This window comes from Phycicoccus sp. Soil802 (assembly GCF_001429605.1).
Taxonomy (GTDB): Bacteria; Actinomycetota; Actinomycetes; order Actinomycetales; family Dermatophilaceae; genus Pedococcus.
Genome location: NZ_LMSS01000005.1, coordinates 446,487 through 472,250 on the forward strand (window position 1 = coordinate 446,487; position 25,764 = coordinate 472,250).

Sequence of the window (25,764 nt, forward strand, 5' to 3'; positions counted from 1 at the left end):
CGTTCACTCGACGGTGACGCTCTTGGCCAGGTTGCGCGGCTGGTCGACGTCCAGGCCCTTGGCGGTGGACAGGTGCAGTGCGAAGACCTGCAGCGGCACCACGGTGAGCAGCGGCGCGAGCAGGGGCGACGTCGCGGGCACGCGGATCACCTCGTCGGCGAACGGCAGGACGTCCTCGTCGCCGTCCTCGGCCACCACGATGGTGCGGGCGCCACGGGCCCGGATCTCCTGGATGTTGGAGACGACCTTCTTGTGCAGCTCGTGCGGGGTGCCCGGTCCGGGCACCACGATGAAGACCGGCTGACCGGCGTCGATGAGCGCGATCGGCCCGTGCTTGAGCTCACCCGCCGCGAAACCCTCGGCGTGGATGTAGGCCAGCTCCTTGAGCTTGAGCGCACCCTCCATCGCGACGGGGTAGCCGACGTTGCGGCCGAGGAAGAGCACCGACCGGGTGTCGGCCATGAACCGGGCGATCTCCTTGACACGGTCCATCCGGCCGAGCAGCTCCTCGAGCTTCGCGGGGATCTCGTGGAGCTCCTTCATCACCGACTGGGCGTCGTCGGCGAAGGTCCCACCGCGCAGCTGGGCGAGGTAGAGGCCGAGGATGTAGCAAGCGGTGATCTGGGCCAGGAACGCCTTGGTCGACGCGACCGCGATCTCGGGCCCGGCGTGCGTGTAGAGCACGGCGTCGGACTCGCGCGGGATGGTCGAGCCGTGGGTGTTGCAGATGCTCAGGGTGAGGGCGCCCAGCTCATGGGCGTGCTTCACGGCCATCAGGGTGTCCATCGTCTCGCCGGACTGGCTGATCGACACGACCAGCGTGCGCTCGGTGGCGATCGGGTCGCTGTAGCGGAACTCGTGGGCCAGGGCGACCTCGACCGGGATGCGGGTCCAGTGCTCGATCGCGTACTTCGCGACCATGCCCGCGTAGGCCGCGGTGCCGCAGGCCACGATGATGATCCGGTCGACGTTGCGGAGCTGGTCCTCGGTGATCGACATGTCGTCGAGCACCAGCCGTCCGTCGACGTCGGTGCGCCCGAGGAGGGTGTCGCCGACCGCGTGGGGCTGGTCGTAGATCTCCTTCTCCATGAAGGTCGGGTAGCCGCCCTTCTCCGCGGCGGCAGCGTCCCAGGTCACCTCGTAGTGCTTGCCCTCGGCAGGGCTGCCGTCGAAGTTGATGACCTCGTAGGAGTCCGGGGTGATCGTGACGATCTGGTCCTGCCCGAGCTCGAGCGCGCTGCGGGTGTGGCCGATGAAGGCCGCGACGTCGGAGCCGAGGAAGTTCTCACCCTCGCCCAGACCGACGACGAGCGGGCTGTTGCGGCGGGCCCCGACGACGACGCCGGGGCTGTCGGCGTGCACGGCGAGCAGGGTGAATGCGCCCTCGAGCCGGTTGACGACGTTCTGCATGGCCTTCGTGAGGTCGCCGGTCTCGGCGTACTCGCGGGCCACGAGGTGGGCCGCGACCTCGGTGTCGGTCTCGCTCGTGAAGGAGGCGCCGTCCGCGATGAGGGCGTTCTTCAGCTGGTGGAAGTTCTCGATGATGCCGTTGTGGATGAGGGCGAGCTTGCCGTCCTCGCCGGCGCGGTGCGGGTGGGCGTTCTGGTCGGTGGGGCCGCCGTGGGTGGCCCACCGGGTGTGGCCGATCCCGGTCGTCGCGCCCGGGAGGTGGTGGGCGTCGAGCGCGTCCTGCAGGTTGACCAGCTTGCCGGCGCGCTTCTCGCTCGCCACCCCGTCCCTGGTCACCAGCGCGACCCCCGCGGAGTCGTACCCGCGGTACTCGAGGCGGGCCAGGCCTTCCATGACGACGTCCAGGGCTTTGCCGTCGGCGTTCGGGCCGACGTATCCGACGATTCCGCACATGGGAGGCAGCCTAACCGTCGACCGCTCCGAGGACGGCATCAGAGGGCCGGGGGGCGGGTGAGCAAGAATGGCGCCCGTGAGCCACCCCGCGAACGGCAACGGCGCCCTCCCCTCGCCCTACGTCGAGCTGGACCGTGCCGCGTGGGCCCGGCTGCGGGAGAACCAGCCGCTCAGCCTCGACGCCGCCGACCTCACCCGGCTCCAGGGCCTCGGCGAGCGGATCGACCTGACCGAGGTCGAGGAGGTCTACCTGCCGCTGTCCCGGCTCCTCAACTTCTACGTCGGCGCGACGGCCGGGCTGCACCGCATCACCGGGGACTTCCTCGGCGAGAGCCCGGCCAAGACGCCGTTCGTCATCGGTGTCGCCGGGTCGGTGGCCGTCGGCAAGTCCACCACCGCGCGCCTGTTGAAGGAGCTGCTGTCCCGCTGGCCCGGGACGCCCGAGGTCGAGCTCGTGACGACCGACGGGTTCCTCTACCCCAACGCCGAGCTCGAGCGCCGCAACCTGTTGCAGCGCAAGGGTTTTCCCGAGTCATACAACCGACGGGCGCTGCTGCGGTTCGTGGCCGAGGTGAAGTCCGGCAAGGCCGAGGTGAGCGCCCCGGTCTACTCACACCTGACCTACGACATCGTCCCCGACGAGCGGATCGTGGTGCGCCAACCCGACGTGCTCATCGTCGAGGGCCTCAACGTGCTCCAGGCGCCACGACTGCAGGAGGACGGCCGCAGCGGCCTGGCGGTCAGCGACTTCTTCGACTTCTCGGTCTACGTCGACGCCCACCTCGACGACATCCGCCAGTGGTACGTCGAGCGCTTCCTGCGCCTGCGCGAGACCGCCTTCGCCGACCCCCACTCCTACTTCCACCGCTATGCCGCACTGTCGGACGAGCAGGCCCGCGAGACCGCTGCCCGGATCTGGCGCGAGATCAACGAGGTCAACCTGCGCGAGAACGTCCTGCCCACCCGCAGCCGGGCCACCCTGGTGCTGGCCAAGGGCAAGGACCACAGCGTCCGCCGGATCCGGCTCCGCAAGCTCTGAGGTGGGGTATGCCGCGTGGCTCGCCCCGCGGCATACCCCACCTATCACAGCTTTATCGGGTCTGGCAGGAACATTGACCTTCGCACGACTTCGAAACCCGTGCGAAGGTCAACCTTCCCCCTAGACCCGATAAAGCTGAGGTCGGCGCATGATGGGGGTATGCCGCCTGCTTCCGATGCCGAGCACGTCACCGCCGCTGCGACCAGGACCGAGCACGACTCGATGGGCGACGTGGAGGTTCCGGTCGACGCCCTCTGGGGCGCCCAGACCGCCCGTGCCGTCGAGAACTTCCCGATCTCCGGCCAGCCCGTGCCGGCCGGCGTGGTGCACGCCCTCGCCCTGCTCAAGGCGGCCGCCGCCGAGGTGAACGCCGAGCTGGGGGTGCTGCCGGAGCCGATGGCCGCGGCCGTGGCGGCCGCCGCCACCGAGGTGGCCGAGGGTCGCCACGACGACCAGTTCCCGATCGACGTCTTCCAGACCGGCTCGGGCACCTCGACCAACATGAACGTCAACGAGGTGGTCGCCCGGATCGCGCACCTCGCGACCGACCATGCGGTGCACCCCAACGACCACGTCAACGCCGGCCAGTCCAGCAACGACACCTTCCCCAGCGCCCTGCGCATCGCCGCCACCCTGGCCGTGCACCGCGACCTCGCGCCGAGCCTGCTGCACCTGGCCAAGGCGTTGCGCGCCAAGGAGTCCGAGTTCGCCGACGTGGTCAAGGCGGGACGCACCCACCTGATGGACGCCGTGCCGGTCACGCTCGGCCAGGAGTTCGGCGGCTACGCCAGGCAGGTGGAGCTCGGGGCCGAGCGGGTGCTGGTAGCCGCCCAGGCCACCGCGGAGCTGCCGCTGGGTGGGACGGCGGCCGGCACCGGCCTCAACGCCGCTCCCGGCTTCGCGGCGGCCGTCATCGACCGCGTCAGCGAGCGCACCGGGGTGGCCTTCCGCGAGGCGGCCGACCACTTCGAGGCGCAGTCCGCCCAGGACGCCGTCGTCGAGCTGAGCGGGGCGCTCAAGGTGGTCGCGGTGAGCCTCACCAAGATCTGCAACGACCTGCGGTGGATGTCGTCCGGTCCGCGCTCGGGGCTGGGCGAGATCCACCTGCCCGACCTCCAGCCGGGGTCGAGCATCATGCCCGGCAAGGTGAACCCGGTCCTGCCCGAGGCCACCCTCATGGTGTGCGCCCAGGTGGTCGGCAACGACACCGCCATCACGGTGGCCGGAGCGTCAGGCGCCTTCGAGCTCAACGTGATGCTGCCGGTGATGGCCCGCAACATCCTCGAGTCGGCGACGCTGCTGGCCGCCGCCACCCGGTTGCTGGCCGACCGGTGCGTGGCCGGCATCGAGGCCGACGCCGAGCGGTCGCGGGAGCTGGCCGAGGGGTCGCCGTCGATCGTCACCCCGCTCAACCGGTACATCGGCTACGAGGCTGCGGCCGCCGTGGCGAAGCAGTCGATCAAGGAGCGTCGCCCGATCCGCGACGTCGTCATCGAGCGGGGGCACGTCGCCAGCGGCGAGCTCACCGAGCAGCAGCTCGACGAGGCCCTCGACGTGCTGGCGATGACCCGACCACCCCGCTAGGAGTGGTGGCTCAGTACCAGTGCGGGGAGCGGCTCTGCCAAGCGCTCCAGGCGCCACACGGGGTGCCGTAGGAGCTCTTGATGTACTTCAGGCCCCAGCGGATCTGGGTCACCGGGTTGGTGCGCCAGTCGGAGGCGATGGTGGCCATCTTGGAGCCGGGCAGCGACTGCGGGATGCCGTAGGCGCCGGAGGAGGAGTTCTCGGCGGTGTAGCGCCAGCCGCTCTCGCCCATCCAGAGGTTGTCGAGGCAGCTCCACTGGCTCTCGTCGAAGCCGAACTCGGGCAGCAGCGCCTGGGCTGCCGCCCGCGGGTCGGCCTGGGCGTTGGCGAGGATGGCCTGCTTCTTGGCGGCGAGCGCCTTGCGAGCTTTCTCGCGGGCGACCTTCTTGGCCTCCTCACGACGCGCCTTCGCGGCGGCCTGCTCGGCGGCGACCGCGGCGACGCGGTCCTTCTCCTGCGCGGCGGCGATGCTGGCGTTGGTGTTGTTGCGGTCGGCGGCCAGTCGAGCGGTGTCCTCGATCTGGGCGTCCGCGAGCTCGTTGGCCTGGGCGATCGCCTCGGTGCTCACCGTGAAGGCGGCCGCACCGGTCTGGCGCTGGTCGGCGGCCTGGTAGCCGGCGGCAGTGGTCGCGATGACCGCGAGAAGCATGCTGGAGGTGACCGCGGGGCGACGGATCGCCTTGGTCAGACCGGAGGACCGAGAGGCTTTCCTGCCGTGGGACGACGCATGGCGGTGTCGACCCTGGTAGGGCTGACTCATACGGGTTCCTCCAAAGGAAAGGCCACCTGCGTGGTGGCCTCAAATCGGTGCCGGGGGGATGTATTCGCCGAAGTCGCCCAACAGGCTTGAACAGCCCAACAGAACAGCGTCCCGGCACGTTATGAAACCGAGACCTTACCCGACCGGGCGACGCGAAATGAAATCGTCAACCACTTTCTGTGACTCCTGTGACGAATGTGACGCCAGAGTCATCCTTTCGGTGGAGGCGCCGCCGTGGTTCCGGGAGGAATCTCGCGATTCCCCCGTACGGGACCACGGCGGCGCGTCACCGGGACGAGCGCCCGCACACTTGGGGGCCGGCCCTCGGAGGTCAGACCTCGAGCCCCTCCAGCAGGTCGGTCACCAGGGCTGCGATCGGACTCCGCTCGCTGCGGGTGAGCGTGACGTGGGCGAACAGCGGGTGGCCCTTGAGCGCCTCGATCACCGCTGCCACGCCGTCGTGCCGCCCGACGCGCAGGTTGTCGCGCTGGGCCACGTCGTGGGTGAGCACGACGCGGGAGTTCTGGCCGATGCGGGACAGCACGGTGAGCAGCACGTTGCGCTCCAGGCTCTGCGCCTCGTCCACGATCACGAACGCGTCGTGGAGGGAGCGGCCCCGGATGTGGGTCAACGGCAGCACCTCGAGCATCCCCCGGTCCATGATCTCCTCGACCACCTCGTGGGAGACCAACGCACCCAGGGTGTCGAAGACCGCCTGGGCCCAGGGGCCCATCTTCTCCGACTCGCTGCCGGGGAGGTAGCCCAGCTCCTGGCCGCCCACGGCATACAGGGGACGGAAGACCACGACCTTGCGGTGCTGCCGCCGCTCCATCACCGCCTCGATGCCGGCGCACAGCGCGAGCGCCGACTTCCCGGTGCCGGCCCGCCCGCCGAGCGACACGATGCCCACGTCGGGGTCGAGCAGGATGTCGAGCGCGATCCGCTGCTCGGCGCTGCGGCCGTGCAGGCCGAACGCGTCCCGGTCGCCGCGGACCAACCGCACCTGCTTGTCGGCGCCGACCCGCCCCAGACCGCTTCCCCGCGGCGAGAGCAGGACGACACCCGTGTGGCAGGGCATCTCGGCCGCGGTGGCGTTCTCGACCCGCCCGTGCTCGTAGAGGGAGTCCATCTCCTCGACGGTGACGTCGAGCTCGGCCATCCCGGTCCACCCGCTGTCGATCGCGAGCTCGGCGCGGTACTCCTCGGCCTCGAGACCGACCGCCGACGCCTTGACCCGCATCGGGAGGTCCTTGCTGACCACCGTGACGGCGAAGCCCTCGTCGGACAGGTTCTTCGCGACGGAGAGGATGCGGGTGTCGTTGTCGCCGAGCCGGAACCCGGCCGGGAGCGAGCTCGGGTCGGTGTGGTTGAGCTCCACCCGGAGGGTGCCCCCGTCGTCGCCGACGGAGACCGGCGCATCGAGCCGCCCCTCACTGATCCGCAGGTCGTCGAGCAGCCGCAGCGCCTGCCGGGCGAAGTAGCCCAGCTCGGGGTGGTGTCGCTTGGCCTCGAGCTCGGTCACGACGACCACCGGCAGCACGACCTCGTGCTCCTTGAACCGCAGCATGGCGCGCGGGTCGGACAACAGGACGGACGTGTCGAGGACGAACGTCCGGAAGGCGGGGGCCTTGCTCTTGCCCTTGGCCTTGGGAACCGGCATGGCGCGAGGCGCGGCCGCAGTGCTGGAGGAGGTACGACGGGTGGTGTCGTGGTTCGAGGCCAATGTCTCTCCTTGGCACAACGCGCGCTTCGGCGCGGTGCGCCTACTCGCGAACGAGGTGCCGGGACCAGGCCTTCCCACCGCGGGGGAGCCGGTTCCGGCCCTCCGCTCGGAGCTGGATCTGCTCCATAGGTTGGCCTCCCCGAACGCGGGACGGGTGCCCCGCGTCACTACGGACGGTACGACCGCATCACGCCCGCGCCGTGCAACCACGCCGCATGTCGGCCCATGTCATCCAGAGTTAACCCGTTGGCCCGAGGCGCGCCTCAGACGTTGGTATGCCGCCGAGCCCGTTTAGTTACCGAACCTGCGGTTCCGCTCGGCATAGGCGCGCAGCGCGCGGAGGAAGTCGACGTGCCGGAAGTCGGGCCAGTAGGCCTCGCAGAAGTAGAACTCGCTGTGCGCGCTCTGCCAGAGCAGGAAGCCGGAGAGGCGCTGCTCCCCCGACGTGCGGATGACGAGGTCGGGGTCGGGCTGTCCCTTGGTGTAGAGGTGCTCGGCGATGTGCTCGACCTGGAGCGTCTCGGCCAGCTCCTCGATGGTGGTGCCGTTGGCGGCGTGCGAGACGAGCATCGACCGGACGGCGTCGGTGATCTCCTGGCGCCCGCCGTAGCCGACCGCGACGTTGACGGTCATGCCCTGCACGCCCTCGGTCAGGTCGGCGGCCTCCTTGAGCCGCCGAGCGGTCTCCGCAGGCAGCAGGTCGAGCGAGCCCACCGGGTTGATCACCCAGCGCTTGGTCTGGGCCAGGTCACTGACCGTGGTCTCGATGATCGACAGGAGGGGGACGACCTCGGCGGCCGGGCGGTTGAGGTTGTCGGTGGAGAGCAGCCACAGCGTGACGACCTCGACGCGGGCCTCCTCACACCAGTCCAGGAACCCCGCGATGTTGTCGGCGCCGGCCTGGTGGCCTTCCTTGGTGCCGTGACCGCGGGCCTTGGCCCAGCGCCGGTTGCCGTCCAGCATGACGCCGACGTGGCGGGGAAGCGTCTCCCGGGAGAGGCGACGGCTGAGTCGCCGCTCGTACGCGGCATACAGGAGGTCCGACAGCGCCACGGCCACCACGCTACCCCCGTCGGGCGGTCGCGGTCCGGCAGGATGGCCACCATGTCGCCCGCCCCCGAGGCCTTCTACGTGCTCGACGACACCGAGGCGGGGGCCAGCACGGTCACCTCCACCAGCCACACGGCCGGGCCCTGGTCTCCGCACGCGCAGCACGGCGGCCCGCCGATGGCGCTGATGGCGAGGGAGGCCCAGCGGCTGGGCGACGGCAGCCGCGTGGTCGCACGGCTGACCTGCGACCTGCTCGGACCGGTGCCGGTCGGCCGGCTGCGCGTCGAGGCGGTGGTCGCGAGGCCGGGGCGCAGCGTCGAGCTGGTCGAGTGCGAGCTGGCCGACGCCGACTCGGGACGTGTCGCTGCACGGGCCGCCGCCTGGCTGGTGCCGCGGGTCGACTCGGGCCCGGTGGCCGGCCTGCCGACCCCGCCGAGCGGCCCCGCGACGGGTGGCGAAGGAGCCGTCCCTCCGGGCTGGCACCCCGGCTACCTCGACGCGATCGAGTGGTCCTGGGTGGAGGGCTCGCTCGAGCAGGTCGGGCCGGCGACGGTCTGGATGCGTCCGCGGGTGCCTCTCGTGACGGGTGAGCCGATGGCACCGCTGGAGCGGCTGATGGTCTGCGTCGACTCCGCGTCCGGGGCGAGCGCGGCCCTGGAGATCACCCAGTGGCAGTTCATGAACACCGAGCTGACCGCGCACCTCGTGCGTGAACCGGCCGGCGAGTGGATCGGGCTGCGCGCCCGCACGACCCTCGGGGGCGGAGCGGCCGGCCTGGCGCAGGCCGAGGTGTTCGACGAGGAGGGCTTCGTGGGCCGGACCGCCCAGGCCCTGCTGGTCCGCCCGACGCCCGGCGCGTGAGGGCGGGCTGCCCCCGGGCGACAGAAGACGCCAGCGTGACGGCCGGTGACCGTGGTGCAGATGTCCGAGTTCGCGACCGTTCTGAGTCAAGGCTCACAACCTACGCGCTAGTAACCTACGCAACCGTAGGTTACAGTGGTGCCATGACCTCAGCACCCGACCCCCGTTCCACCCAGGGACCCCTCGAGTCTGTCGTCGCCGCAGTGAAGCCCCACCTGCGCGGCTGGCTGCACGCGGGCATGGTCCCCCTGGCCGTCGCGGCGGGCATCGTCCTGATCGCGCTGGCCCCCACCACTCCGGCGCGGATCGCCGCGACCGTCTTCAGCGTCACCGCCTGGCTGCTCTTCGGCACCTCGGCGGTCTACCACCGCGGCAACTGGTCACCCAAGGTGGCCGGGGTGCTCAAGCGGATGGACCACTCCAACATCTTCCTCATCATCGCGGGCACCTACACGCCGTTCGCGTTGCTGCTGCCGCGCGACGACGCGCGCACGATGCTGCTCATCGTCTGGATCGGCGCCGTTGCCGGCGTCCTGTTCCGGGTCTTCTGGGTCGGCGCCCCGCGCTGGCTCTACACGCCGGTCTACGTCGCCCTCGGCTGGGTCGCCGTCTTCTACCTGGGCCCGTTGCTCAAGTTCGGCGGCCCGGCGATCGTGACCCTGATCGCCGTCGGTGGCCTGCTCTACACGGTGGGCGCGCTCGTCTACGGCATCAAGCGGCCGAACCCCTCCCCGCGCTGGTTCGGCTTCCACGAGATCTTCCACACCCTGACCGTCGCCGCGTTCACGGTGCACTACATCGCGGCGTCGATGTCGGTCTACGGGGCCGGGTCGGCGTCCTGAGGCCTCGCCTCAGCGTGACTGACGCCCAGCCCCGGCCGACCCTCGGGCGGCGTCCCGCCGGGGCGGAGCGCTAGGTCCTGGGCTCCCCAGTCTGCTCTCCGTCGCCCTCAGCGTCACCAGTGTCGACGTCACGTCCCGGCTCCGGCGCGCCGGGCTCGCCCCGGCCCGGGTCCTTCCCGGAGAGCTCCGCCTCGGCCTCCCGCTCGCGCTCCTGCGCGGCGTAGGACATCCGTCGCATCCGCGCGTTCATGTTGCGCATCAACAGGTAGAGCGCGAGAGCCAGCACGAAGAACGCCACGAAGCCCCACAGGCCCGGCGAGACCATCGCCGACGGTGCGCCGTTCACGTCGTCTTCTCCTTGCGGCCGTCGTACGCGATCTCGAGGTCACCGCGGGTGGCGAGCTCGTCACCCGTCGCCGCGTCGGGGATGCCCGCGAACAGGTCGTCCTCCACGGGCTCGACGGGCACGTAGGACAGCGCCGCCTCGAAGTCCTCGGTCGGCCAGACACTGACCTGCATCTCGCGGGGCACCCGGAACCACGCGCCGTCGGGGTCGATCTGGGTGGCGTGCGCGAGCAGCGCCTGGTCGCGCTGGTCGAAGAAGTCGGAGCACTCCACGCGGGTGGTGATGGTGCGCGCGGTGGCCGGGTCCCAGTCCTTGAGCCAGTCGGCATACGGGCTCTCGACGCCCTGCGCGAGCAGCGCGTCGTGGAACGCCGCGTACTTCGCCCGGTTGTGCGAGTTGTAGTAGATCTTCAGCGGCTGCCACGGCTCACCCGCATGGGGGTATGCCGCGGCGTCACCGGCCGCCGCGAAGGCGGCCATCGAGACCGTGTGGGTCATGATGTGGTCGGGGTGGGGGTAGCCGCCGTTCTCGTCGTAGGTCGTCATGACGTGCGGACGGAACCGCCGGATCTCGCGGACCAGCGCCTCGGTGGTGACCTCGATCGGCTCGAGCGCGAAGCACCCGTCCGGCAGCGGGGGGAGCGGGTCACCCTCGGGCAGACCCGAGTCGACGAAACCGAGCCAGGTGTGGTCGACGCCGAGGATCTCCTGGGCCCGCTTCATCTCCTCGCGCCGGACCTGGGCCAGGTCGCGCTCGATGTGGGGGTCGCCCTTGAGCCGGGGGTTGAGCACGTCGCCGCGCTCCCCACCCGTGCACGAGACGACGAGCACGTCATAGCCCGTGCCGGCGTACTTCGCCATCGTCGCCGCGCCCTTGCTCGACTCGTCGTCGGGGTGCGCGTGCACCGCCATGAGCCGCAACCGGTCAGCCACCTGCAGAACCTCGCTCGTCCATCGTCGACAATCATTGTCCAGAGTCGTCAGACACTCGGAACCGCCAGCCATCCTCTCACCCGCAGAAGGTCACCCATGCCGCTCCCCCGTCCCGCCCCAGGCACCGGCCGCTGGTGGGTCATCGGCACGATCGGCTGCACGATCGGGATCGCCCTCGCCGTCTGGCTCGGACTGGCCAACAGCCTGGGCGCGATCACCTGGACCGACACCGACTACAAGGTCATCGACGACACCAGCGTGCAGGTCGGGTTCGACGTCCACCGCTCCCCGGGCCAGGAGGTCGTCTGCACGGTGCAGGCGCAGGACACCGCGCACGGCGTCGTCGGGGTGCTCGAGGTGCCGGTGCCTGCGTCCACCCAGCGGTCGAGCCACCTGCAGGTGCTGGTCCGCACCGCGTCCCGGGCCGTGGGCGGCAGCGTGCGGGACTGCGTGCCCGACTCCTGACCGACCCTCCATCCGCGTGTCGATGTAAACGCGCCGGGGATCTCCTGCGCGTTCACATCGAATCAGCGGGCGAGGGCGGCGACGGTGCGCCGGATGGCGAGCGCGCCCACCGCTGTCGTCACGGCCAGCAGGACGTACTGGTAGGCAGCCAGCCCGGCGGTCAGCTCGGCGTTGCCGAGGCCACCGTCGAAGAACCCGGAGACGACGCTCACCAGGCACGCGGTGGCCAGCAGCCCTGCGGCCACGGCGGCACCCCGGCCGAGGCGTCGGGTCGCCAGCCAGACCAGCAGCAGCTGCGCCACGATCATCGGCACCGGTGCAGCGAGCAGGGCCTCCGGGCCCCACGCCTCGCCCCAGGTGTTCACCCCGGCGCGAACCGCGACGAGCCCGCCGACGAGGTCGGTCGCGAGCAGCACGGCCATCGCCAGCCGGAGGGCTCCACCGCTGCTGCGCGGGAGCGCCCGGAGAGCGGCGCGCGTCGAGGCGTCGGCCGGGCGGTCGGGGGTGGTGACGGACATGCTGGTTCGCTCCTCTGGTCGGGACGTCCTCGGTGGTCGTCTGGGACGAGGATGCCGCCCACCACTTGGGACTGACTTGGGGCGCGACCCGACCGGGCGGATCGTGCCGCTCGGACTGCCGCCGAACAGCCGTTGACCTGCGGTTTTGCGAGAGGCGATGGGTCTGCAGAGCCGGCCACGCGGCGTACCTGACGGGTTGTCCAGATGTTCAGCGCAGCGCTGTTGAAAGGCTCAGCGACGTGTTCGTGCGGCGCGAGGTAGTCTTGTCCTTTCACCGAGCGGTCTGGACCGGCCACTGCGACGTCAACAGCGACGTGGTCGGGGTCCGGGCCGCTGCGCGTACCACCCTCTCCGAGACGCAACCGCGTCCGACGGGGACCCGATCAAGGAGTATCACCGTGAGCGAGACCGCGACCCCCACCGCGAGCTACCTGACCCAGGAGGCCTTCGACCGTCTGAAGGCCGAGCTGGACCAGATGTCCGGAGAAGGCCGTACGGAGATCGCCAAGAAGATCGAGGCGGCCCGCGACGAGGGCGACCTCAAGGAGAACGGCGGCTACCACGCGGCCAAGGAGGAGCAGGGCAAGATGGAGGCCCGCATCCGCCAGCTGACCCAGCTGCTCGAGAACGCCGTCGTGGGAGCCAAGCCGGCTGATGACGGCATCGTCGAGCCGGGCATGGTCGTCACCGTAGAGATGTTCGGCGACGACGTGACCTTCCTCCTCGGGTCGCGCGAGATCGCCGGTGACAGCGACCTCGAGGTCTACAGCGAGAAGTCCCCGCTGGGCGCCGCGATCAACGGCAAGAAGGTCGGCGACAAGGCCTCCTACAAGGCCCCGAACGGCAAGGTCATCCAGGTGTCCGTGAAGGGCGCCAAGCCGCACGGCGGCTGAGCACTCTCCACCACGCAGAAGGCCGCCCCTCGGGGCGGCCTTTCTGCGGTGTCGGGGTGTGCCGGTCAGCCGAACTTGAGCTGGTAGCCCTTGCTGCGCAAGGTCCGCAGGACCTCTTCGCAGTGCTGCTTGCCCCGGGTCTCGAGCTGCAGCCCGATCTCCACCTCGTCGACCGTGATGGTCGTGCCGGTGCGGATGTGCTCGACCTCCAGCACGTTGGCGTCGACGGCCGCGCAGTCGGCGAGCAGCCGGGCCAGGTGGCCGGGCCGGTCCGAGATCCGCACCCGGAACTGCAGGTAGCGACCGGCGGCGGCCATGCCGTGCCGGATGATCCGCAGGAGCAGGAGCGGGTCGATGTTGCCGCCGGAGAGGACCGCCACGACCGGTCCGTCGAGGTGCTGGTGGCCGGCCCGGTCGAGCAGGTGGGCCACCGCCGCGGCGCCGGCCGGCTCGACGACGAGCTTGGCTCGCTCGAGGACGAACAGCAGGGCTCGGGACAGCTCCTCCTCGCTGACCGTCTCGATCGCGTCGACGAGGTCGCGCACCAGCGCGTAGGGCACGTCGCCGGGCATCCCGACGGCGATGCCGTCGGCCATGGTCTGCATGTTCTCGAAGGCGACCGGCTTGCCTGCCGCGAGGGACAAGGGGTAGGCCGCCGCCTGTTCGGCCTGCACGCCGATGATCCGCACCTCGGGCCGCGCGGCCCGGACCGCCACGGAGATGCCGGCGAGGAGCCCACCGCCGCCGGTGCTGACCACGATGGTCCGGACGTCGGGGCACTGGTCGAGGATCTCGAGCCCCGCGGTGCCCTGGCCCGCGACGATGTCGTGGTGGTCGAAGGGGTGGATCAGGACGGCGCCGTTGGTCGACTCCCACTCGCGGGCCTTGACCAGGCACTCGTCGATGGTCGTGCCGACCTGTTCGATGGTCGCGCCGTAGGCCTGCGTCGCCAGCAGCTTGGGCATCGGGGCGCCGTACGGCATGTAGACCTTGACGTCGATGCCCAGCAGCTGGCCGGCCAGCGCGACACCCTGCGCGTGGTTGCCGGCGCTCGCCGCCACGACCCCCCGGGCCTTCTCCGCGTCGGAGAGCCGAGCCATCCGCGTGTAGGCGCCCCGGATCTTGAACGAACCCGCTCGCTGGAGGTTCTCGCACTTGAGGAACACCTCGGCGCCGACCCGGTCGGACAGGGCCCGGCTGTACTCGAGCGGGGTGGGTCGGACGACGCCGCTGAGCAGGTCTTGCGCAGCGCGCACGTCGTCCAGGGTGACTGACAGCGTCGGTGATGCCATGGCCGGAAGGCTAGTCCCTCCGGACCGGCCCCGGAGACGCCCCTGACCCCCCTGCCCGGGCCTGGGCCCGGGCAGGGGGGCTGGCTAGCCCTCGGTGCGCTTGGCGAACGCGCGGATCGCGAGTGGGGCCATCACCAGGGTGAGCCCGACGGTCCAGATCAGCGTGGTGATGATCGGGTGGTGCAGCGGGAGTGCAGCGTCGGCCGGCACCGGGAGGTCGTTGCCCCACAGCTGCCGGACCGCCTGGACCAACGACGAGATGGGGTTCCACTCGGCGATGACCCTCAGGAAGTGGGGCATGTTGTCGGTCGGCGCGAAGGTGTTGGCCAGGAACGTGATCGGGAACATCGTCGTGAACATCAGCCCGTTCACGGCCTCGACCGACCGCATCGCCGAGCCGACGAGGATGCCGATCCAGATCATCGCGAAGCCCCAGAGCAGCAGCAGCGCGTAGGCCAGCACGGCCTCGGCGAAGCTGCCGCGGATCCGCCAGCCGACGAACAACCCGGTCACCGACATCACGAGGATGCCGATGCTGGAGTGCAGGAGGCTGGAGATGCTCCGGCCCACCAGCACGGCCGAGGGGTTGATCGGCAGCGACCGCATGCGGTCGACGATGCCCTTGTCGATGTCTGCGGTGAGGCCGACGGCGACGATGAAGGACGCGAAGGCGATGGTCTGCCCCATGATCCCGCCCATCAGCCACTCCCGGTATCCGGCGGGTGAGCCCTTGACCGCGATCGAACCGCCGAAGACGTAGGCGAAGAGCAGGACGAACATCACCGGCTGGATGGTGACGTCCATCAGCATCTCGGGCATCCGCTTGATGTGGATGAGGTTGCGACGGGTGATCGCCAGCGACTGGCGCAGCAGCCCCGTCGGCTTGATCTCGGGTCGGGCGATCCCGCTGGCCGACTGCCGGGTCGTGGTGTCGGTGGTCATGACGCCTGCTCCTGCTCGGTCTCGGTGGGCTCTTCGGCGCGGTGGCCGGTGAGGTGGAGGAACACGTCGTCGAGGCTCGGTCGCTTGAGACCGAGGTCGTCGAGCTCGATCGAGCTGTCCTCGAAGACCGCGGCGATCCTCGTCATGTCGCGCAGCCCCTCGGCCGGCGCGGTCAGCTGGCGGGCGGCCTCGTCGACGTGCACCTCGGAGACCCGCTGGCGCAGCATGTCGGCGGCGGTCTGCAGGTCCTCGGCCCGCGACACGGTCAGCACCAGGCTGGCCTTGCCACTGCGGTCCTTGAGCTCGAGCGGCGTGCCCTCGGCGATGATCTGGCCACGGTCGATCACGACGATGCGGTCGGCGAGCTGGTCGGCCTCCTCGAGGTACTGGGTCGTCAGGAGCAGCGTGGTGCCGTCCTTGACCAGGCCGCGCAGGACCTCCCACAGCTCGACCCGGCTGCGGGGGTCGAGACCCGTCGTGGGCTCGTCGAGGAACAGCACCGGCGGGGTGGCGATGAGGCTCACCGCGAGGTCGAGCCGACGACGCATGCCGCCGGAGTAGGTCTTCACGGTGCGGTCGGCTGCCTCGGTGAGGGAGAACCGCTCCAGCAGGTCGGCGCCGGCCGACTTCACGTAGCTGCCCGACAGGCCGTAGAGCGATCCGATGAGCCGCAGGTTCTCGCGTCCGGTGAGCAGCTCGTCCACGGTCGCGGCCTGGCCGGTCAGACCCATCGAGCGACGCACCGCGTCGGGCTCTCGCAGGACGTCGTGGCCGGCCACCCGCGCCGTGCCGCTCGTCGGCTTGGCCAGGGTCGTCATCATCCGCACGGTGGTCGTCTTGCCGGCACCGTTGGGGCCCAGGAGACCCAGCACGGACCCCTCCGGCACGGAGAAGCTGACGTCGTCGACGGCGGTCGTGTCTCCGAACTTCTTGACGAGGTGCTCGGCCTCGATCGCGGGGGAGGTCATCGCTCGACCCTAGGCGGCGGCGCGGGTGGTCGACCATTCATTTTCGGCGCTCCATTCACGTTATATCGCGTCTGTCACAACACGTTGTATCGCGTTTCGCCCGGGCAGCACAAGCCCGCGCGGCGTCAGGGTCGGCCGACCAGGCAGAACGGGTGGCCGGCCGGGTCGAGGTAGACCTTGAACCCGCCGTCCTCGGACGGCTGGTGATCGTGGACGGTCGCCCCGGCGGCGAGCACCGCCGGCTCGGCCGCCGCGATCCCCTCCACCCAGAGGTCCAGGTGGAACTGCTGTGGGTGGGCCCCACCGGGCCAGGTGGGCCGGACGAAGTCGTCGATCTGCTGGAACGCCAGGGTCGCCCGGCCATCGGGGTGGTCGGGGGTGAGACCCCCGCCCGGCGGCACGAGGGTCGCCCAGCCCTGGTCGGAGTCGGGCTCGGTCTCCCAGCCGAGCACCTCGGCGTAGAACCGGGCGAGCGCCAGGGCGTCGGGGCAGTCGAGCACCACGAGGTCGAGCTTGGGCTTCGGGACGGTGTCGTCGCTCATGCCCCGACGTTAGGAGAGACCACCGACACCGGGGCCCACGACCGTCCGGGCCAGCGCCCGGGCCACCTCCGGGTGCGCCTCGCGCAGCAGCCCCACCGCAAAGAGCAGGTATGCCGTGTCCGTCACCAGCGCGGCGTCCCGCGGGACCTTCCACCCGCCCGCGTGGTCACCGGCGACGGCCCGCAGCACCTGCTCCCGACCGGGGGCGTCCGCGTGGCGCAGGACCCCACCGGAACCCACCACGACCTGCACATCGGCCAGGGGCCGGGCCCCAGCGCCCGGTGCGGGCGGACGCGCGTGGCGGCGCACGGCGACCACCGCCGCGGCCCGGGCGAGCGCGAGGTCGAGCGCCCACTCCCCTTCATCCTCGGGGAGGTGACCGGTGTCGCGGACGACGCTCGCGGCATACCCGTCGATGCCGTCGGGGACGGGGACGTGCTCGCGCCGCGCGGCCTCGACGATGCCCTCGGCGTTCCACCGCATCCCGAGGTCGGCCTCCACGGTGCGCGCGTGCCACAGGGGGGCCACCACGTCCTTGGCGAGGCCGGAGTCCTCGCCCTGGGGGCGCAGGGCCGAGTAGACGTCGGTCGTCGCCCCGCCGATGTCGACGACCATGACGTCGCCGTCGAGGTGCTCGGCCAGCACGGCGACCCCGTCGAGGACCGCGTCAGGAGTGGGCGCCTGCACCATCGCACCGAAGTCCGGCCCTCGCGAGAGGCCCTTGCCCCCGATCACGTGCTCGAGGAAGACCCGGCGGATGGCGGCCCTGGCCGACTCTGGCGCGATCACACCGATCGACGGCAGCACGTTGTCCGCCACGGTGAACGAGCGACCGGTGGCCGACAGGGCCGCCGCGACCTCCGCCTGAGCGTCGGCGTTCCCGGCGACCACGAGTGGTGCGGAAATCCGCGCCTTGGCGAGCCGAGAGGCGTTGTGCAGCAACACTTCTGCGTTGCCGCCATCGGTGCCGCCCACCAGCAGCACGAGGTCGGGACGGCTGTCCCGCAGGGCCTTCACGTCAGCCCCCGACAGCGGCCCGGACGTCACGTGGGCGACGCGCGCACCGGCGCTGAGCCCCACGCGGAAACCCGCTTGAGCCGTGACCTCGCGCTCGTAGCCGACCACCGCGAGACGCAGCCCCCCTCCGGCGCTGGAGCAGGCCAGCACCTCGTCGACCGCGCCGTGCGGGCGCAGCTCGTCGCGGAGGGTGCGGTACCCGTCGAGGACGTCCGTGCCGACCGTGGTCGGGGTCGAGGCGGTCGCCACCACGGCACCCTCGCCGTCGACGAGCACCGCCTTGGTGAAGGTCGACCCGAAGTCGACGCAGAGCAGCTGCACGAGCGCGCCGCTCGCCTCAGCCGAGCCGGTCGAGGGCCTGCCCGAGGTCGGCGATGAGGTCCTCGACGTCCTCGATGCCGACCGACAGGCGGATCAGGTCGGCGGGCACCTCGAGCTCGGTGCCGGCGACCGACGCGTGGGTCATCCGCGCGGGGTGCTCGATGAGCGACTCCACCCCGCCGAGGGACTCGCCCAGGGTCCACAGCTGGGTCTCGCCGCAGACCTTGACGGCGACGTCCTCCCCCGCCCTGACCTGGAAAGAGATCATGCCTCCGAACCGCTTCATCTGGCGCTTCGCGACCTCGTGGCCGGGGTGGCTCTCCAGGCCGGGGTAGTGGACGGCGCTGACGGCTGGGTGGGCGGTGAGGAACTCCACGACGCGCTCGGCGTTGTCGCTGTGCTTCTCCATCCGAAGCGCCAGCGTCTTCAGCCCGCGCAGGACGAGCCAGGCGTCCATCGGTCCGGCGACCGCGCCCATCGAGTTCTGGTGGAACGCAACGCGATCCACCGCGTCCTCGAAGCCCGGCACGGTGATGTCGTGGCCCACCACGACGGCGCCACCGACGACGTCGGAGTGGCCGCCGCAGTACTTGGTCGTCGAGTGCGTGACGATGTCGGCGCCGAGCGCGAGCGGCTGCTGCAGGTAGGGCGAGGCGAAGGTGTTGTCGACCACCAGCAACGCGCCTGCGCCGTGCGCGAGCTCGGCCAGGGCGGAGATGTCGGCGATGCCGAGCAACGGGTTGGTCGGCGTCTCGACCCAGAGGATCTTGGTGCTGCCGGGGCGGATCGCGGCGCGCACCGCGTCGAGGTCGCCCATCGGCGCGATGGTGTGGTCCACGCCCCACGTGGTCAGGACCTTGTTGAAGAGCCGGTAGGTGCCGCCATAGGCATCGCTCGGGACGACCACGTGGTCACCGGGCGTGAGGAGGGCCCGCAGGACGGTGTCCTGACCGGCCAGACCCGACGAGAAGGCGAAGCCGCGGGCGCCACCCTCGAGCGCTGCGAAGCACTCCTCCAGGGCGGTGCGGGTCGGGTTGGCCGAGCGGCTGTACTCGTAGCCGCCGCGGAAGCCACCGATCCCGTCCTGCTTGTAGGTGGACACCTGGAAGATGGGGGTGATCACCGCTCCGGTGCCTGCGTCCGGCTCCTGCCCCGCGTGGATCGCACGCGTCGAGAAGCCGTGGTCAGTGCTGTGCTGCTCCGTCATGGCGGCAAGGCTAGCCCCCGCTCAGGAGCCCTCCGGCGACCCCTCCTGCGCGTCCTCCCGCACCACCGGGTCGCCCAGCCGGATGACCCCTCCCTCGAGGATCCGGAACACCGTGCCGCCGCGCGCGTGGAGGGCCTTCATCGCCCCGGGGCCGATGAGGTCGTCCATCAGGCGACAGGGTGCGGCGGGGCGCACCACCTCGAGCAGGGCCTCCCCCATCCGGATCCGGGTGCCCGGGCGGCCCGGCACCGGCCCGCCGGACAGGGTGATGTTGCGACGGGTGGCGCCTGCGTCGACCGGGGCGCCGAGGGCCCGGCTCGCGTCGGCGAGGGAGGGTGCCGACTGCACGGTGACGTGGCGGTGCTTGGAGCCGTGGTAGCGGTCGCCGACCAGCCCTGCGCCCGCCTCGGCGACGACCGACTCGACCGGCCGCATGGGCAGCTTGGTGGCCTTGGCGACGTGGATCGAGGCCACCGTGCCGAGGTCGACGTCGACCGGGTCGTCCATCACAGCGTCACCACCTTCTGCCACTCGCGCATCATGCCGTCGTGGACGAAGCCGAGGTCGCGGTTGACCGCCAGCATCGCCGCGTTGTCGTCGGCGTTCCAGGTGCGGACGCTCGTCGTGTCCGGCGAGCCCTCCATCAGCGCCAGCGTCCCGGCCGCCTTCATCCGCAGCCCGAGCCGGTGACCTCGGTGTTCGCGCATCACGAGGGTGTCCTGCTGGAACGCCACCTGCGGGTCGGCCTGCGGCACCTGCACCTGGGTGTAGCCGACCAGCTGACCCGTGGCCTCGTGCTGGGCGTATGCGTCGACGACCCGGCGACCGATCGCGGCGATCCGCTGGTAGTCGGTGCGCACCCGCTCCTCGTCCCACCGCTCCTCCTCGAGGACGAGGTCGCCCATCGGGATGTCAGTGCTCATCCGACGGCTCAGCTCCGCGCGTCCGGCCAACCACGACTCCGGTATGCCGTCCCAGCAGGTCCGCACGACGTACCCGTCCGCGTCGTGCCCCTCCACCGCGGCGTCCAGCCGCGCCCGGTCAGCGGGAAGGGACAGCGAGCTGCGCAGCACGGTCTGCGCCGCGGCATACCCATGTCGTGCGGCGAAGTCCTCGCCGCTCTCGTCGCGGGCACCCACCCGCCACTGCGTCTCGGTGAGGAGGACCGTGCGACGGTGCTCGAGGGCTGAAGCCTCGGCCTGCTCCAGGAGAGCGGTGCCGATGCCGCGCCGACGGTGGTCGGGGTGCACCACGACGGTGACCACGGCCTGCGCCAGGTTGTCGTGCCTGGGCATCACCAGCCCCGCCGCGCCGACCACGGTGCCCGACTGGTCGACCCCGGCCCACGCGATCCGGTGCTGCGAGGTGCTGCGCGTCATCTCCCGCAGCTCGTCGGCCGAGTGGGCGGAGTGGTCCGGGCCGAAGGTGTGCCGCCCGTCAGCGGCGAAGACCCCCGCCCAGTCGTCGAAGAGCTGGCGCTGGGCGTCGTGCGGGTCCTCGACCAGGACGATGGTGACCATGGCACCACCTTCCCCGAGGTGACGTGGCGGGGCCACCGAGTTTGCCCGGGCCGCGCGGACGTCACCCCACCGTAAGGTCCAGCCGGAACAGTCGTGGGGCAGGCCGCGTTGGACCGGTCGTGATATTCGGATCGCGCGCCAAGACCACCCTGCCCACCGCCGAGAACGCCCTGCGCGGACGCGAGACACGTCCGTTCCACATCGCCGACGAGCACGTCGTCCTGCACACGCCGCTCGAGGGCCCCTGGCCCGAGGGCACCGAGGTGCTCTACATCGCGATGGGGTGCTTCTGGGGCGCCGAGCGCATCTTCTGGCGGCTCCCGGGGGTCGTCACCACCGCCGCCGGCTACATGGGCGGCCTCACCCCGAACCCCACCTACGAGGAGACCTGCACCGGCCTGACCGGTCACGCCGAAGCGGTGCTGGTCGCCTACGACCCGGAGCAGACCACCCCCGAGCTGCTGCTGAAGGAGTTCTGGGAGAACCACGACCCGACCCAGGGCAACCGCCAGGGCAACGACATCGGCACGGCCTACCGGTCGGCGATCTACTGGACCACCCCCGACCAGCAGCGCGCCGCCGAGGCGACCCGCGAGGCGTTCCAGAAGGTGTTGACCGACAACGCGTTCGGCACCATCACGACGGAGCTGCGCTCAGCCGAGGACGCCGGCCCGTTCTACTACGCCGAGGACTACCACCAGCAGTACCTCTACAAGAACCCCGGCGGCTACTGCAACCACGGGCCCAACGGCATGACCTGCCCGGTCGGGATCGTGAAGCAGGACCAGCTGCCGTCCCAGGAGAGCGTGCTGCGCGTCAACGACTCGAGCAACCTCGGCGGCTGAGGCCCGCCGCGCTGACCGCGCGCGAGGTCCATCCGTGGCGTCGAAGGCACGGATGGACGTCGGATCCCCTGGTGGTCAGGCTCCCGACAGGCGCCGCAGCAGCCGGGTGAGCCACGCGGGGCCCTGACGGTCGCGAGCCGCCGAGGTGGTCGCGTGGCCGGCGGCCGCTGCTCGCTGGGCAGCCTGTTCCTCGCGCAGGGTGCGCCACTGCTCGACCAGGTCGTCGACGTCGACGAGCGGCGCCCAGATCGGGAAGGTCGACCCGACCCCCGGCCGCAGCCGGTCCGTCTTCACCCGGTGGTTGTAGTCCTCCAGCACGGCGCGGACGCTCGCCTCGGTGCGCAGGTCGAGCAGTGACCCCGGGAACGTGGCGGCCTCCTTGCGCAGCGCCAACGGCGGCGACAGCGCACCCGACAGGTCGAGGTGCTCCCGCTCAGCCAGCTGCCTGACCCACCAGTCCGGGTCGTCCCGCTCGGGGTCACCGAGGCTGCGCAGCGGCTTCCCCGTCCCGGGCAGGTTGTCGAACTCCCCGCGCTCCTGCGCCTCACGGATGGCGCGTTCCACCGGAGATTCCCAGTTCTCCATGGTGCCAACCTAACCCGGGCGCCGGAGGCCACGGTATGCCGCGGCGCCGGGCCCGCGTAGGGTCGCGGCATGCGGATCGTGTCCCTGTTGCCCTCGACGACGGAGATCCTGTTCGCGCTCGGCGCCGGCGACCAGGTCGTGGGCGTCACGTTCGAGTGCGACACCCCGGCCGAGGCTCGTGAGCGCACGATCGTCTCCACGACAGCCATTCCCGAGGGCCTCTCGGCGAGCGACATCGACGCCTTCGTCAGCAAGGCCATGGCGGCCGGCGAAGACCTCTACCACCTCGACGCCGGAGCCCTCGGCGCCCTCGACGCCGACCTCGTGGTCACCCAGGACCTGTGCGCCGTCTGCGCCGTGGACGTCTCCGTCGTCGACGACGCCCTGGCCTTCCTCGGCTGCCGAGCCGAGGTCCTCACCATCGACCCCCACACCCTCGACGAGGTGCTCACCTCAGTGACCACGCTCGGTGCCGCCACGGGAACGTCCGCGCGCGCGTCGGAGCTCGTGGCCGGCCTCCGCGACCGCCTGTATGCCGTGGAGTCGGCCGTGCACGCCGCGCACCGACCGCGTGCGCTGGTGCTCGAGTGGACCGACCCGGCCTTCGCGCCCGGCCACTGGGTGCCCGAGATGGTCACCCGAGCCGGGGGCATCAACGCGCTGGGCACCACGGGCGAGAAGTCGGTGCGCGTCACGTGGGACGCGGTGCGCGGCAGCGCCCCCGAGGTCATCGTCTGTGCACCCTGCGGTTACGACCTCGAGGGATCGACGGCGTTGGGCCGCAAGGCGATCGACGACGGGGAGCTGCCCGACGGCATACCCGTGTGGGCGGTCGACGCGAACGCCAGCTTCGCCCGCCCCGGACCTCGCCTCGTCGACGGGGTGGAGGCGCTGGCCGGCATCCTGCACCCGGACGCGGCGCAGCCGCCGCGCCCGGACATGGCGCGACGGCTGCGGTGACCGGCGCACTGCGCCCGTCGGTGACTGGTCGACGAATCCCTTAGTCCACCAAGGCGATCAGCAGGTCAGCACGGGTCAGCACGCCGACCGGCTTGCCGTCCTCGACGACCATGATCGCGTCGTGCTTCTCGAGCTCGTGGCGAGCCGCCGTGACGGCCTCACCGGCGCCGACGAGCGGCAGGGCCGGCTCCATGTGCTTGCCGACCGAGTCGGTGAGGTGCGCGCTGCCGTTGAACAGCGCCTCGAGCAGCGCCCGCTCGCTCACCGAACCCGCGACCTCGCCGGCCATCACCGGCGGTTCGGCCTTGACGACCGGCATCTGTGACACGGAGTACTCGTGGAGGATCTCGATGGCGTCGCGGACCGTCTCGGTCGGGTGCGTGTGGACGAGGGCGGGGATGTCGCCGGCCTTGCGGTGCAGCACCTCGCCGACCGTGGTCTCGGTGTGGGTGTGCATGAAGCCGTAGGAGTTCATCCAGTCGTCGTTGAAGATCTTCGACATGTAGCCGCGACCGCTGTCGGGCAGGAGCACGACGACGACGGCATCGGCAGGCAGGTCCTTGGCGGCCCGCAGCGCCGCGACGACCGCCATGCCGCAGGAGCCGCCGACGAGCAGGCCCTCCTCCTTGGCGAGGCGGCGGGTCATCTCGAAGGAGTCGGCGTCGCTGACCGCGATGACCTCGTCGACGACGGCGGGGTCGTAGGCGGTGGGCCAGAAGTCCTCGCCGACACCCTCGACGAGGTAGGGGCGCCCGGTGCCACCGGAGTAGACCGAGCCCTCCGGGTCGGCGCCGATGATCTGCACGCGCCCGCCCTCGCGGGTCTCGGAGACCTCACGCAGGTAGCGACCCGTGCCGGTGATGGTGCCGCCGGTGCCGACGCCCGCGACGAAGTGCGTGACCTTGCCGTCGGTGTCGTCCCAGACCTCCGGGCCGGTCGACTCGTAGTGCGAGGCCGGGCCCATCGGGTTGGCGTACTGGTTGGGCTTCCACGCACCGTCGATCTCACGGACCAGGCGGTCGGACGTCTCGTAGTAGGAGTCCGGGTGGTCGGGAGCGACCGCGGTCGGGCAGACGACGACCTCCGCGCCGTAGGCCTTGAGGACGTCGCGCTTGTCCTGGCTCACCTTGTCGGGGCAGACGAAGACGCACTTGTAGCCCTTGCGCTGGGCCACCAGGGCCAGCCCGACGCCGGTGTTGCCGGAGGTCGGCTCGACGATGGTGCCGCCCGGCTTGAGCTCGCCGGAGGCCTCGGCCGCCTCGATCATCTTGAGCGCGATGCGGTCCTTCACCGACCCGCCCGGGTTCAGGTACTCCACCTTGGCGAGGATCGTGGCCGCGATCCCCTCGGTGACCGAGTTCAGCTTGACGAGGGGCGTGTTCCCGACCAGGTCGGCGATGTGCTCTGCGTACTTCACCCGGCCATCCTCTCAGATGCTGGACAGGCCTCCGGACCGGGCGGGTGGTCTCAAAGCCGACTCTCGCCTCTCCTTCAAGTGGGGGATGCGACGCGACGGGGGCGGTCGCACCATCGAGGGGGTAGGGGGACACCATGTCAGCGTCGAGCGTTACCGTCAGAGGAGCCACGGACGAGAGGGGATGGCCCATGAGCCGGGCACGACGCGCTCGCAAGATCGCCGCCACCGCCGCCTACGGTGGCGGTGGGCTCGCTGCGGGCATCGGCGCACTCGGCGCGATCGGCTACGGCGTGCTCAAGGTCGAGGCCAAGGTGGCCCGCCGCATCGTCGGCCAGCCGTTCGACGGCTCCCCCGACGACAACGGGCTCTACGGCGCCGGCGTGGGTGAGCCAGTCGAGCTCGTCGTCCTCGGCGACTCGTCCGCCGCGGGGATGGGAGCCGACCACCGCTACCAGACGGTGGGCGCGATCATCGCCAACGGCGTCTCGGCCCTGACCGGCCGCCCGGTCCGCCTCACCAACACCGCCGTGGTGGGGGCGGAGTCCTCCGGGCTCGAGCTCCAGCTCGCCAACGCCCTCGACCAGGTGCCACGACCCCACGTCGCGATCATCATGATCGGCGCCAACGACGTCACCCACCGCATCAACAAGGCCGTCGCCGTCCGCCACCTCGAGACCACGGTCCGGGCGCTGCGGGCCCTCGACACCGAGGTCGTCGTCGGCACCTGCCCGGACCTCGGCACCATCCAGCCGATCCCCCAGCCGTTGCGGCTGATCGGGCGCCGGTGGTCCCGTGACATGGCCGCGGCGCAGACCGTCGCCGTGGTCGAGGCCGGTGGCCGCACGGTGTCGCTCGGCGACCTGCTGGGCCCGGAGTTCGCCGAGCGGCCGCACGAGATGTTCAGCGCTGACCGGTTCCACCCCTCCCCCGCCGGCTACGCCCGAGCGGCCGCCGCCCTCCTGCCGAGCGTCTACGACGCCCTCGGGGTCCGGATCGGCGAGCCGAGCGAGGAGCGGCACCCCGACGCGCGCCGCGGTGAGGGTGTCGGCCCGGTCGCCGTCGCGGCCCAGTACGCCGTCCGTGACCCCGGCACCGAGGTCTCCGCGACCAAGATCGCCGGTCAGGCCCGCGGCCCCCGCGGTCGCTGGGCGATGCTGCTGCGCCGCCCGCACGACCCCGTGCCCGACCGCCAGGCCGAGTCGCCCGCCCCCGACGAGAGCAACGCCACAGTCGCGGACCCAGCCGCACGGCATACCATCGAGGCTGACTAAG

General features: G+C 71.2%; 26 protein-coding genes. 9 read left to right on the forward strand and 17 right to left on the reverse strand.

Annotated features, from left to right (window positions below):
* Positions 1–3 precede the first annotated feature (3 nt).
* The gene (gene glmS, locus ASG91_RS13220) at positions 4–1,863 is read right to left on the reverse strand and encodes a glutamine--fructose-6-phosphate transaminase (isomerizing) (RefSeq protein WP_056923070.1); all 1,860 of its coding nucleotides are present in this window, start codon (positions 1,861–1,863) and stop codon (positions 4–6) included.
* Between the two features lie 67 nt (positions 1,864–1,930).
* Between glmS and coaA the strand changes: the two genes are divergently transcribed.
* Both coaA and ASG91_RS13230 read left to right on the forward strand, forming a co-directional pair.
* Positions 1,931–2,902: a type I pantothenate kinase gene (gene coaA / locus ASG91_RS13225; protein ID WP_056923071.1), complete on the forward strand. Its 972-nt coding sequence runs from the start codon at positions 1,931–1,933 to the stop codon at positions 2,900–2,902.
* A gap of 159 nt (positions 2,903–3,061) precedes the next feature.
* Entirely contained in the window at positions 3,062–4,486 is a 1,425-nt protein-coding gene (locus ASG91_RS13230) for an aspartate ammonia-lyase (protein WP_082594158.1), read from the forward strand.
* Between the two features lie 10 nt (positions 4,487–4,496).
* Here ASG91_RS13230 and ASG91_RS13235 read toward each other — a convergent pair whose 3' ends face one another.
* The 3 genes from ASG91_RS13235 to ASG91_RS13245 all read right to left on the reverse strand — a co-directional run bounded on the left by ASG91_RS13235 (position 4,497) and on the right by ASG91_RS13245 (position 8,022).
* Positions 4,497–5,246 carry a lytic transglycosylase domain-containing protein gene (locus tag ASG91_RS13235; protein ID WP_056923072.1) on the reverse strand — a complete coding sequence of 250 codons (750 nt, stop codon included), beginning with the start codon at positions 5,244–5,246 and terminating at the stop codon, positions 4,497–4,499.
* A gap of 331 nt (positions 5,247–5,577) precedes the next feature.
* Positions 5,578–6,906 (reverse strand): PhoH family protein, encoded by a 1,329-nt coding sequence (locus ASG91_RS13240; protein WP_056923267.1) that lies wholly within the window; start codon positions 6,904–6,906, stop codon positions 5,578–5,580.
* Positions 6,907–7,260: 354 nt separating this feature from the next.
* Complete coding sequence (locus tag ASG91_RS13245; protein WP_056923268.1) at positions 7,261–8,022, reverse strand: isoprenyl transferase; 762 nt, start codon at positions 8,020–8,022, stop codon at positions 7,261–7,263.
* Between the two features lie 51 nt (positions 8,023–8,073).
* Between ASG91_RS13245 and ASG91_RS13250 the strand changes: the two genes are divergently transcribed.
* A complete protein-coding gene (locus tag ASG91_RS13250; RefSeq protein WP_082594160.1) occupies positions 8,074–8,880 on the forward strand; it encodes a thioesterase family protein in 807 nt (268 codons plus the stop codon).
* Between the two features lie 143 nt (positions 8,881–9,023).
* Positions 9,024–9,722, forward strand: a complete 699-nt coding sequence (locus tag ASG91_RS13255) for a hemolysin III family protein (RefSeq protein ID WP_056923073.1) — start codon at positions 9,024–9,026, stop codon at positions 9,720–9,722.
* Positions 9,723–9,792: 70 nt separating this feature from the next.
* Here ASG91_RS13255 and ASG91_RS13260 read toward each other — a convergent pair whose 3' ends face one another.
* Positions 9,793–10,068 (reverse strand): hypothetical protein, encoded by a 276-nt coding sequence (locus tag ASG91_RS13260; RefSeq protein ID WP_157606346.1) that lies wholly within the window; start codon positions 10,066–10,068, stop codon positions 9,793–9,795.
* Positions 10,065–11,000 carry a mycothiol conjugate amidase Mca gene (gene mca / locus ASG91_RS13265; protein ID WP_056923075.1) on the reverse strand — a complete coding sequence of 312 codons (936 nt, stop codon included), beginning with the start codon at positions 10,998–11,000 and terminating at the stop codon, positions 10,065–10,067. The genes ASG91_RS13260 and mca overlap by 4 nt, the downstream gene beginning before the upstream one ends.
* A gap of 96 nt (positions 11,001–11,096) precedes the next feature.
* Here mca and ASG91_RS13270 point away from each other — a divergent pair, with 96 nt between their 5' ends.
* Positions 11,097–11,465, forward strand: a complete 369-nt coding sequence (locus tag ASG91_RS13270; protein ID WP_056923076.1) for a DUF4307 domain-containing protein — start codon at positions 11,097–11,099, stop codon at positions 11,463–11,465.
* A 62-nt stretch (positions 11,466–11,527) separates the two neighbouring features.
* Here the strand turns inward: ASG91_RS13270 and ASG91_RS13275 are convergent, their stop codons facing one another.
* A complete protein-coding gene (locus ASG91_RS13275) occupies positions 11,528–11,983 on the reverse strand; it encodes a hypothetical protein (protein ID WP_056923077.1) in 456 nt (151 codons plus the stop codon).
* Between the two features lie 398 nt (positions 11,984–12,381).
* Here ASG91_RS13275 and greA point away from each other — a divergent pair, with 398 nt between their 5' ends.
* Entirely contained in the window at positions 12,382–12,876 is a 495-nt protein-coding gene (gene greA, locus ASG91_RS13280; RefSeq protein WP_056923078.1) for a transcription elongation factor GreA, read from the forward strand.
* A 65-nt stretch (positions 12,877–12,941) separates the two neighbouring features.
* Here the strand turns inward: greA and ilvA are convergent, their stop codons facing one another.
* From ilvA to ASG91_RS13320, 8 genes are all read right to left on the reverse strand, one after another.
* A complete protein-coding gene (gene ilvA, locus ASG91_RS13285) occupies positions 12,942–14,168 on the reverse strand; it encodes a threonine ammonia-lyase (RefSeq protein ID WP_200961304.1) in 1,227 nt (408 codons plus the stop codon).
* Positions 14,169–14,252: 84 nt separating this feature from the next.
* On the reverse strand, positions 14,253–15,110 hold the full coding sequence (locus ASG91_RS13290) for an ABC transporter permease (RefSeq protein WP_056923079.1): 858 nt from the start codon (positions 15,108–15,110) through the stop codon (positions 14,253–14,255).
* Entirely contained in the window at positions 15,107–16,078 is a 972-nt protein-coding gene (locus ASG91_RS13295) for an ATP-binding cassette domain-containing protein (protein WP_056923080.1), read from the reverse strand. Before ASG91_RS13295 ends, ASG91_RS13290 begins: the two co-directional genes overlap by 4 nt.
* A 125-nt stretch (positions 16,079–16,203) precedes the next feature.
* On the reverse strand, positions 16,204–16,620 hold the full coding sequence (locus ASG91_RS13300) for a VOC family protein (protein WP_056923081.1): 417 nt from the start codon (positions 16,618–16,620) through the stop codon (positions 16,204–16,206).
* A 9-nt stretch (positions 16,621–16,629) separates the two neighbouring features.
* Positions 16,630–17,958, reverse strand: a complete 1,329-nt coding sequence (locus ASG91_RS13305; protein ID WP_056923082.1) for a glutamate mutase L — start codon at positions 17,956–17,958, stop codon at positions 16,630–16,632.
* Between the two features lie 16 nt (positions 17,959–17,974).
* Positions 17,975–19,165 (reverse strand): cystathionine gamma-synthase, encoded by a 1,191-nt coding sequence (locus tag ASG91_RS13310; protein ID WP_056923083.1) that lies wholly within the window; start codon positions 19,163–19,165, stop codon positions 17,975–17,977.
* A 21-nt stretch (positions 19,166–19,186) separates the two neighbouring features.
* The gene (locus tag ASG91_RS13315; protein WP_056923084.1) at positions 19,187–19,672 is read right to left on the reverse strand and encodes an MOSC domain-containing protein; all 486 of its coding nucleotides are present in this window, start codon (positions 19,670–19,672) and stop codon (positions 19,187–19,189) included.
* The gene (locus ASG91_RS13320; protein WP_056923085.1) at positions 19,672–20,685 is read right to left on the reverse strand and encodes a GNAT family N-acetyltransferase; all 1,014 of its coding nucleotides are present in this window, start codon (positions 20,683–20,685) and stop codon (positions 19,672–19,674) included. The genes ASG91_RS13315 and ASG91_RS13320 overlap by 1 nt, the downstream gene beginning before the upstream one ends.
* A gap of 122 nt (positions 20,686–20,807) precedes the next feature.
* Here ASG91_RS13320 and msrA point away from each other — a divergent pair, with 122 nt between their 5' ends.
* A complete protein-coding gene (gene msrA / locus ASG91_RS13325) occupies positions 20,808–21,530 on the forward strand; it encodes a peptide-methionine (S)-S-oxide reductase MsrA (RefSeq protein WP_371262054.1) in 723 nt (240 codons plus the stop codon).
* A gap of 75 nt (positions 21,531–21,605) precedes the next feature.
* Here msrA and ASG91_RS13330 read toward each other — a convergent pair whose 3' ends face one another.
* The gene (locus tag ASG91_RS13330) at positions 21,606–22,115 is read right to left on the reverse strand and encodes a DUF1992 domain-containing protein (protein ID WP_056923087.1); all 510 of its coding nucleotides are present in this window, start codon (positions 22,113–22,115) and stop codon (positions 21,606–21,608) included.
* Positions 22,116–22,184: 69 nt separating this feature from the next.
* Between ASG91_RS13330 and ASG91_RS13335 the strand changes: the two genes are divergently transcribed.
* Positions 22,185–23,075: a cobalamin-binding protein gene (locus tag ASG91_RS13335; protein ID WP_056923088.1), complete on the forward strand. Its 891-nt coding sequence runs from the start codon at positions 22,185–22,187 to the stop codon at positions 23,073–23,075.
* Between the two features lie 40 nt (positions 23,076–23,115).
* Here the strand turns inward: ASG91_RS13335 and ASG91_RS13340 are convergent, their stop codons facing one another.
* Complete coding sequence (locus ASG91_RS13340) at positions 23,116–24,492, reverse strand: cystathionine beta-synthase (protein WP_056923089.1); 1,377 nt, start codon at positions 24,490–24,492, stop codon at positions 23,116–23,118.
* Positions 24,493–24,680: 188 nt separating this feature from the next.
* Here ASG91_RS13340 and ASG91_RS13345 point away from each other — a divergent pair, with 188 nt between their 5' ends.
* Positions 24,681–25,763: an SGNH/GDSL hydrolase family protein gene (locus ASG91_RS13345; RefSeq protein WP_056923090.1), complete on the forward strand. Its 1,083-nt coding sequence runs from the start codon at positions 24,681–24,683 to the stop codon at positions 25,761–25,763.
* The last annotated feature ends 1 nt before the right edge of the window (position 25,764 follow it).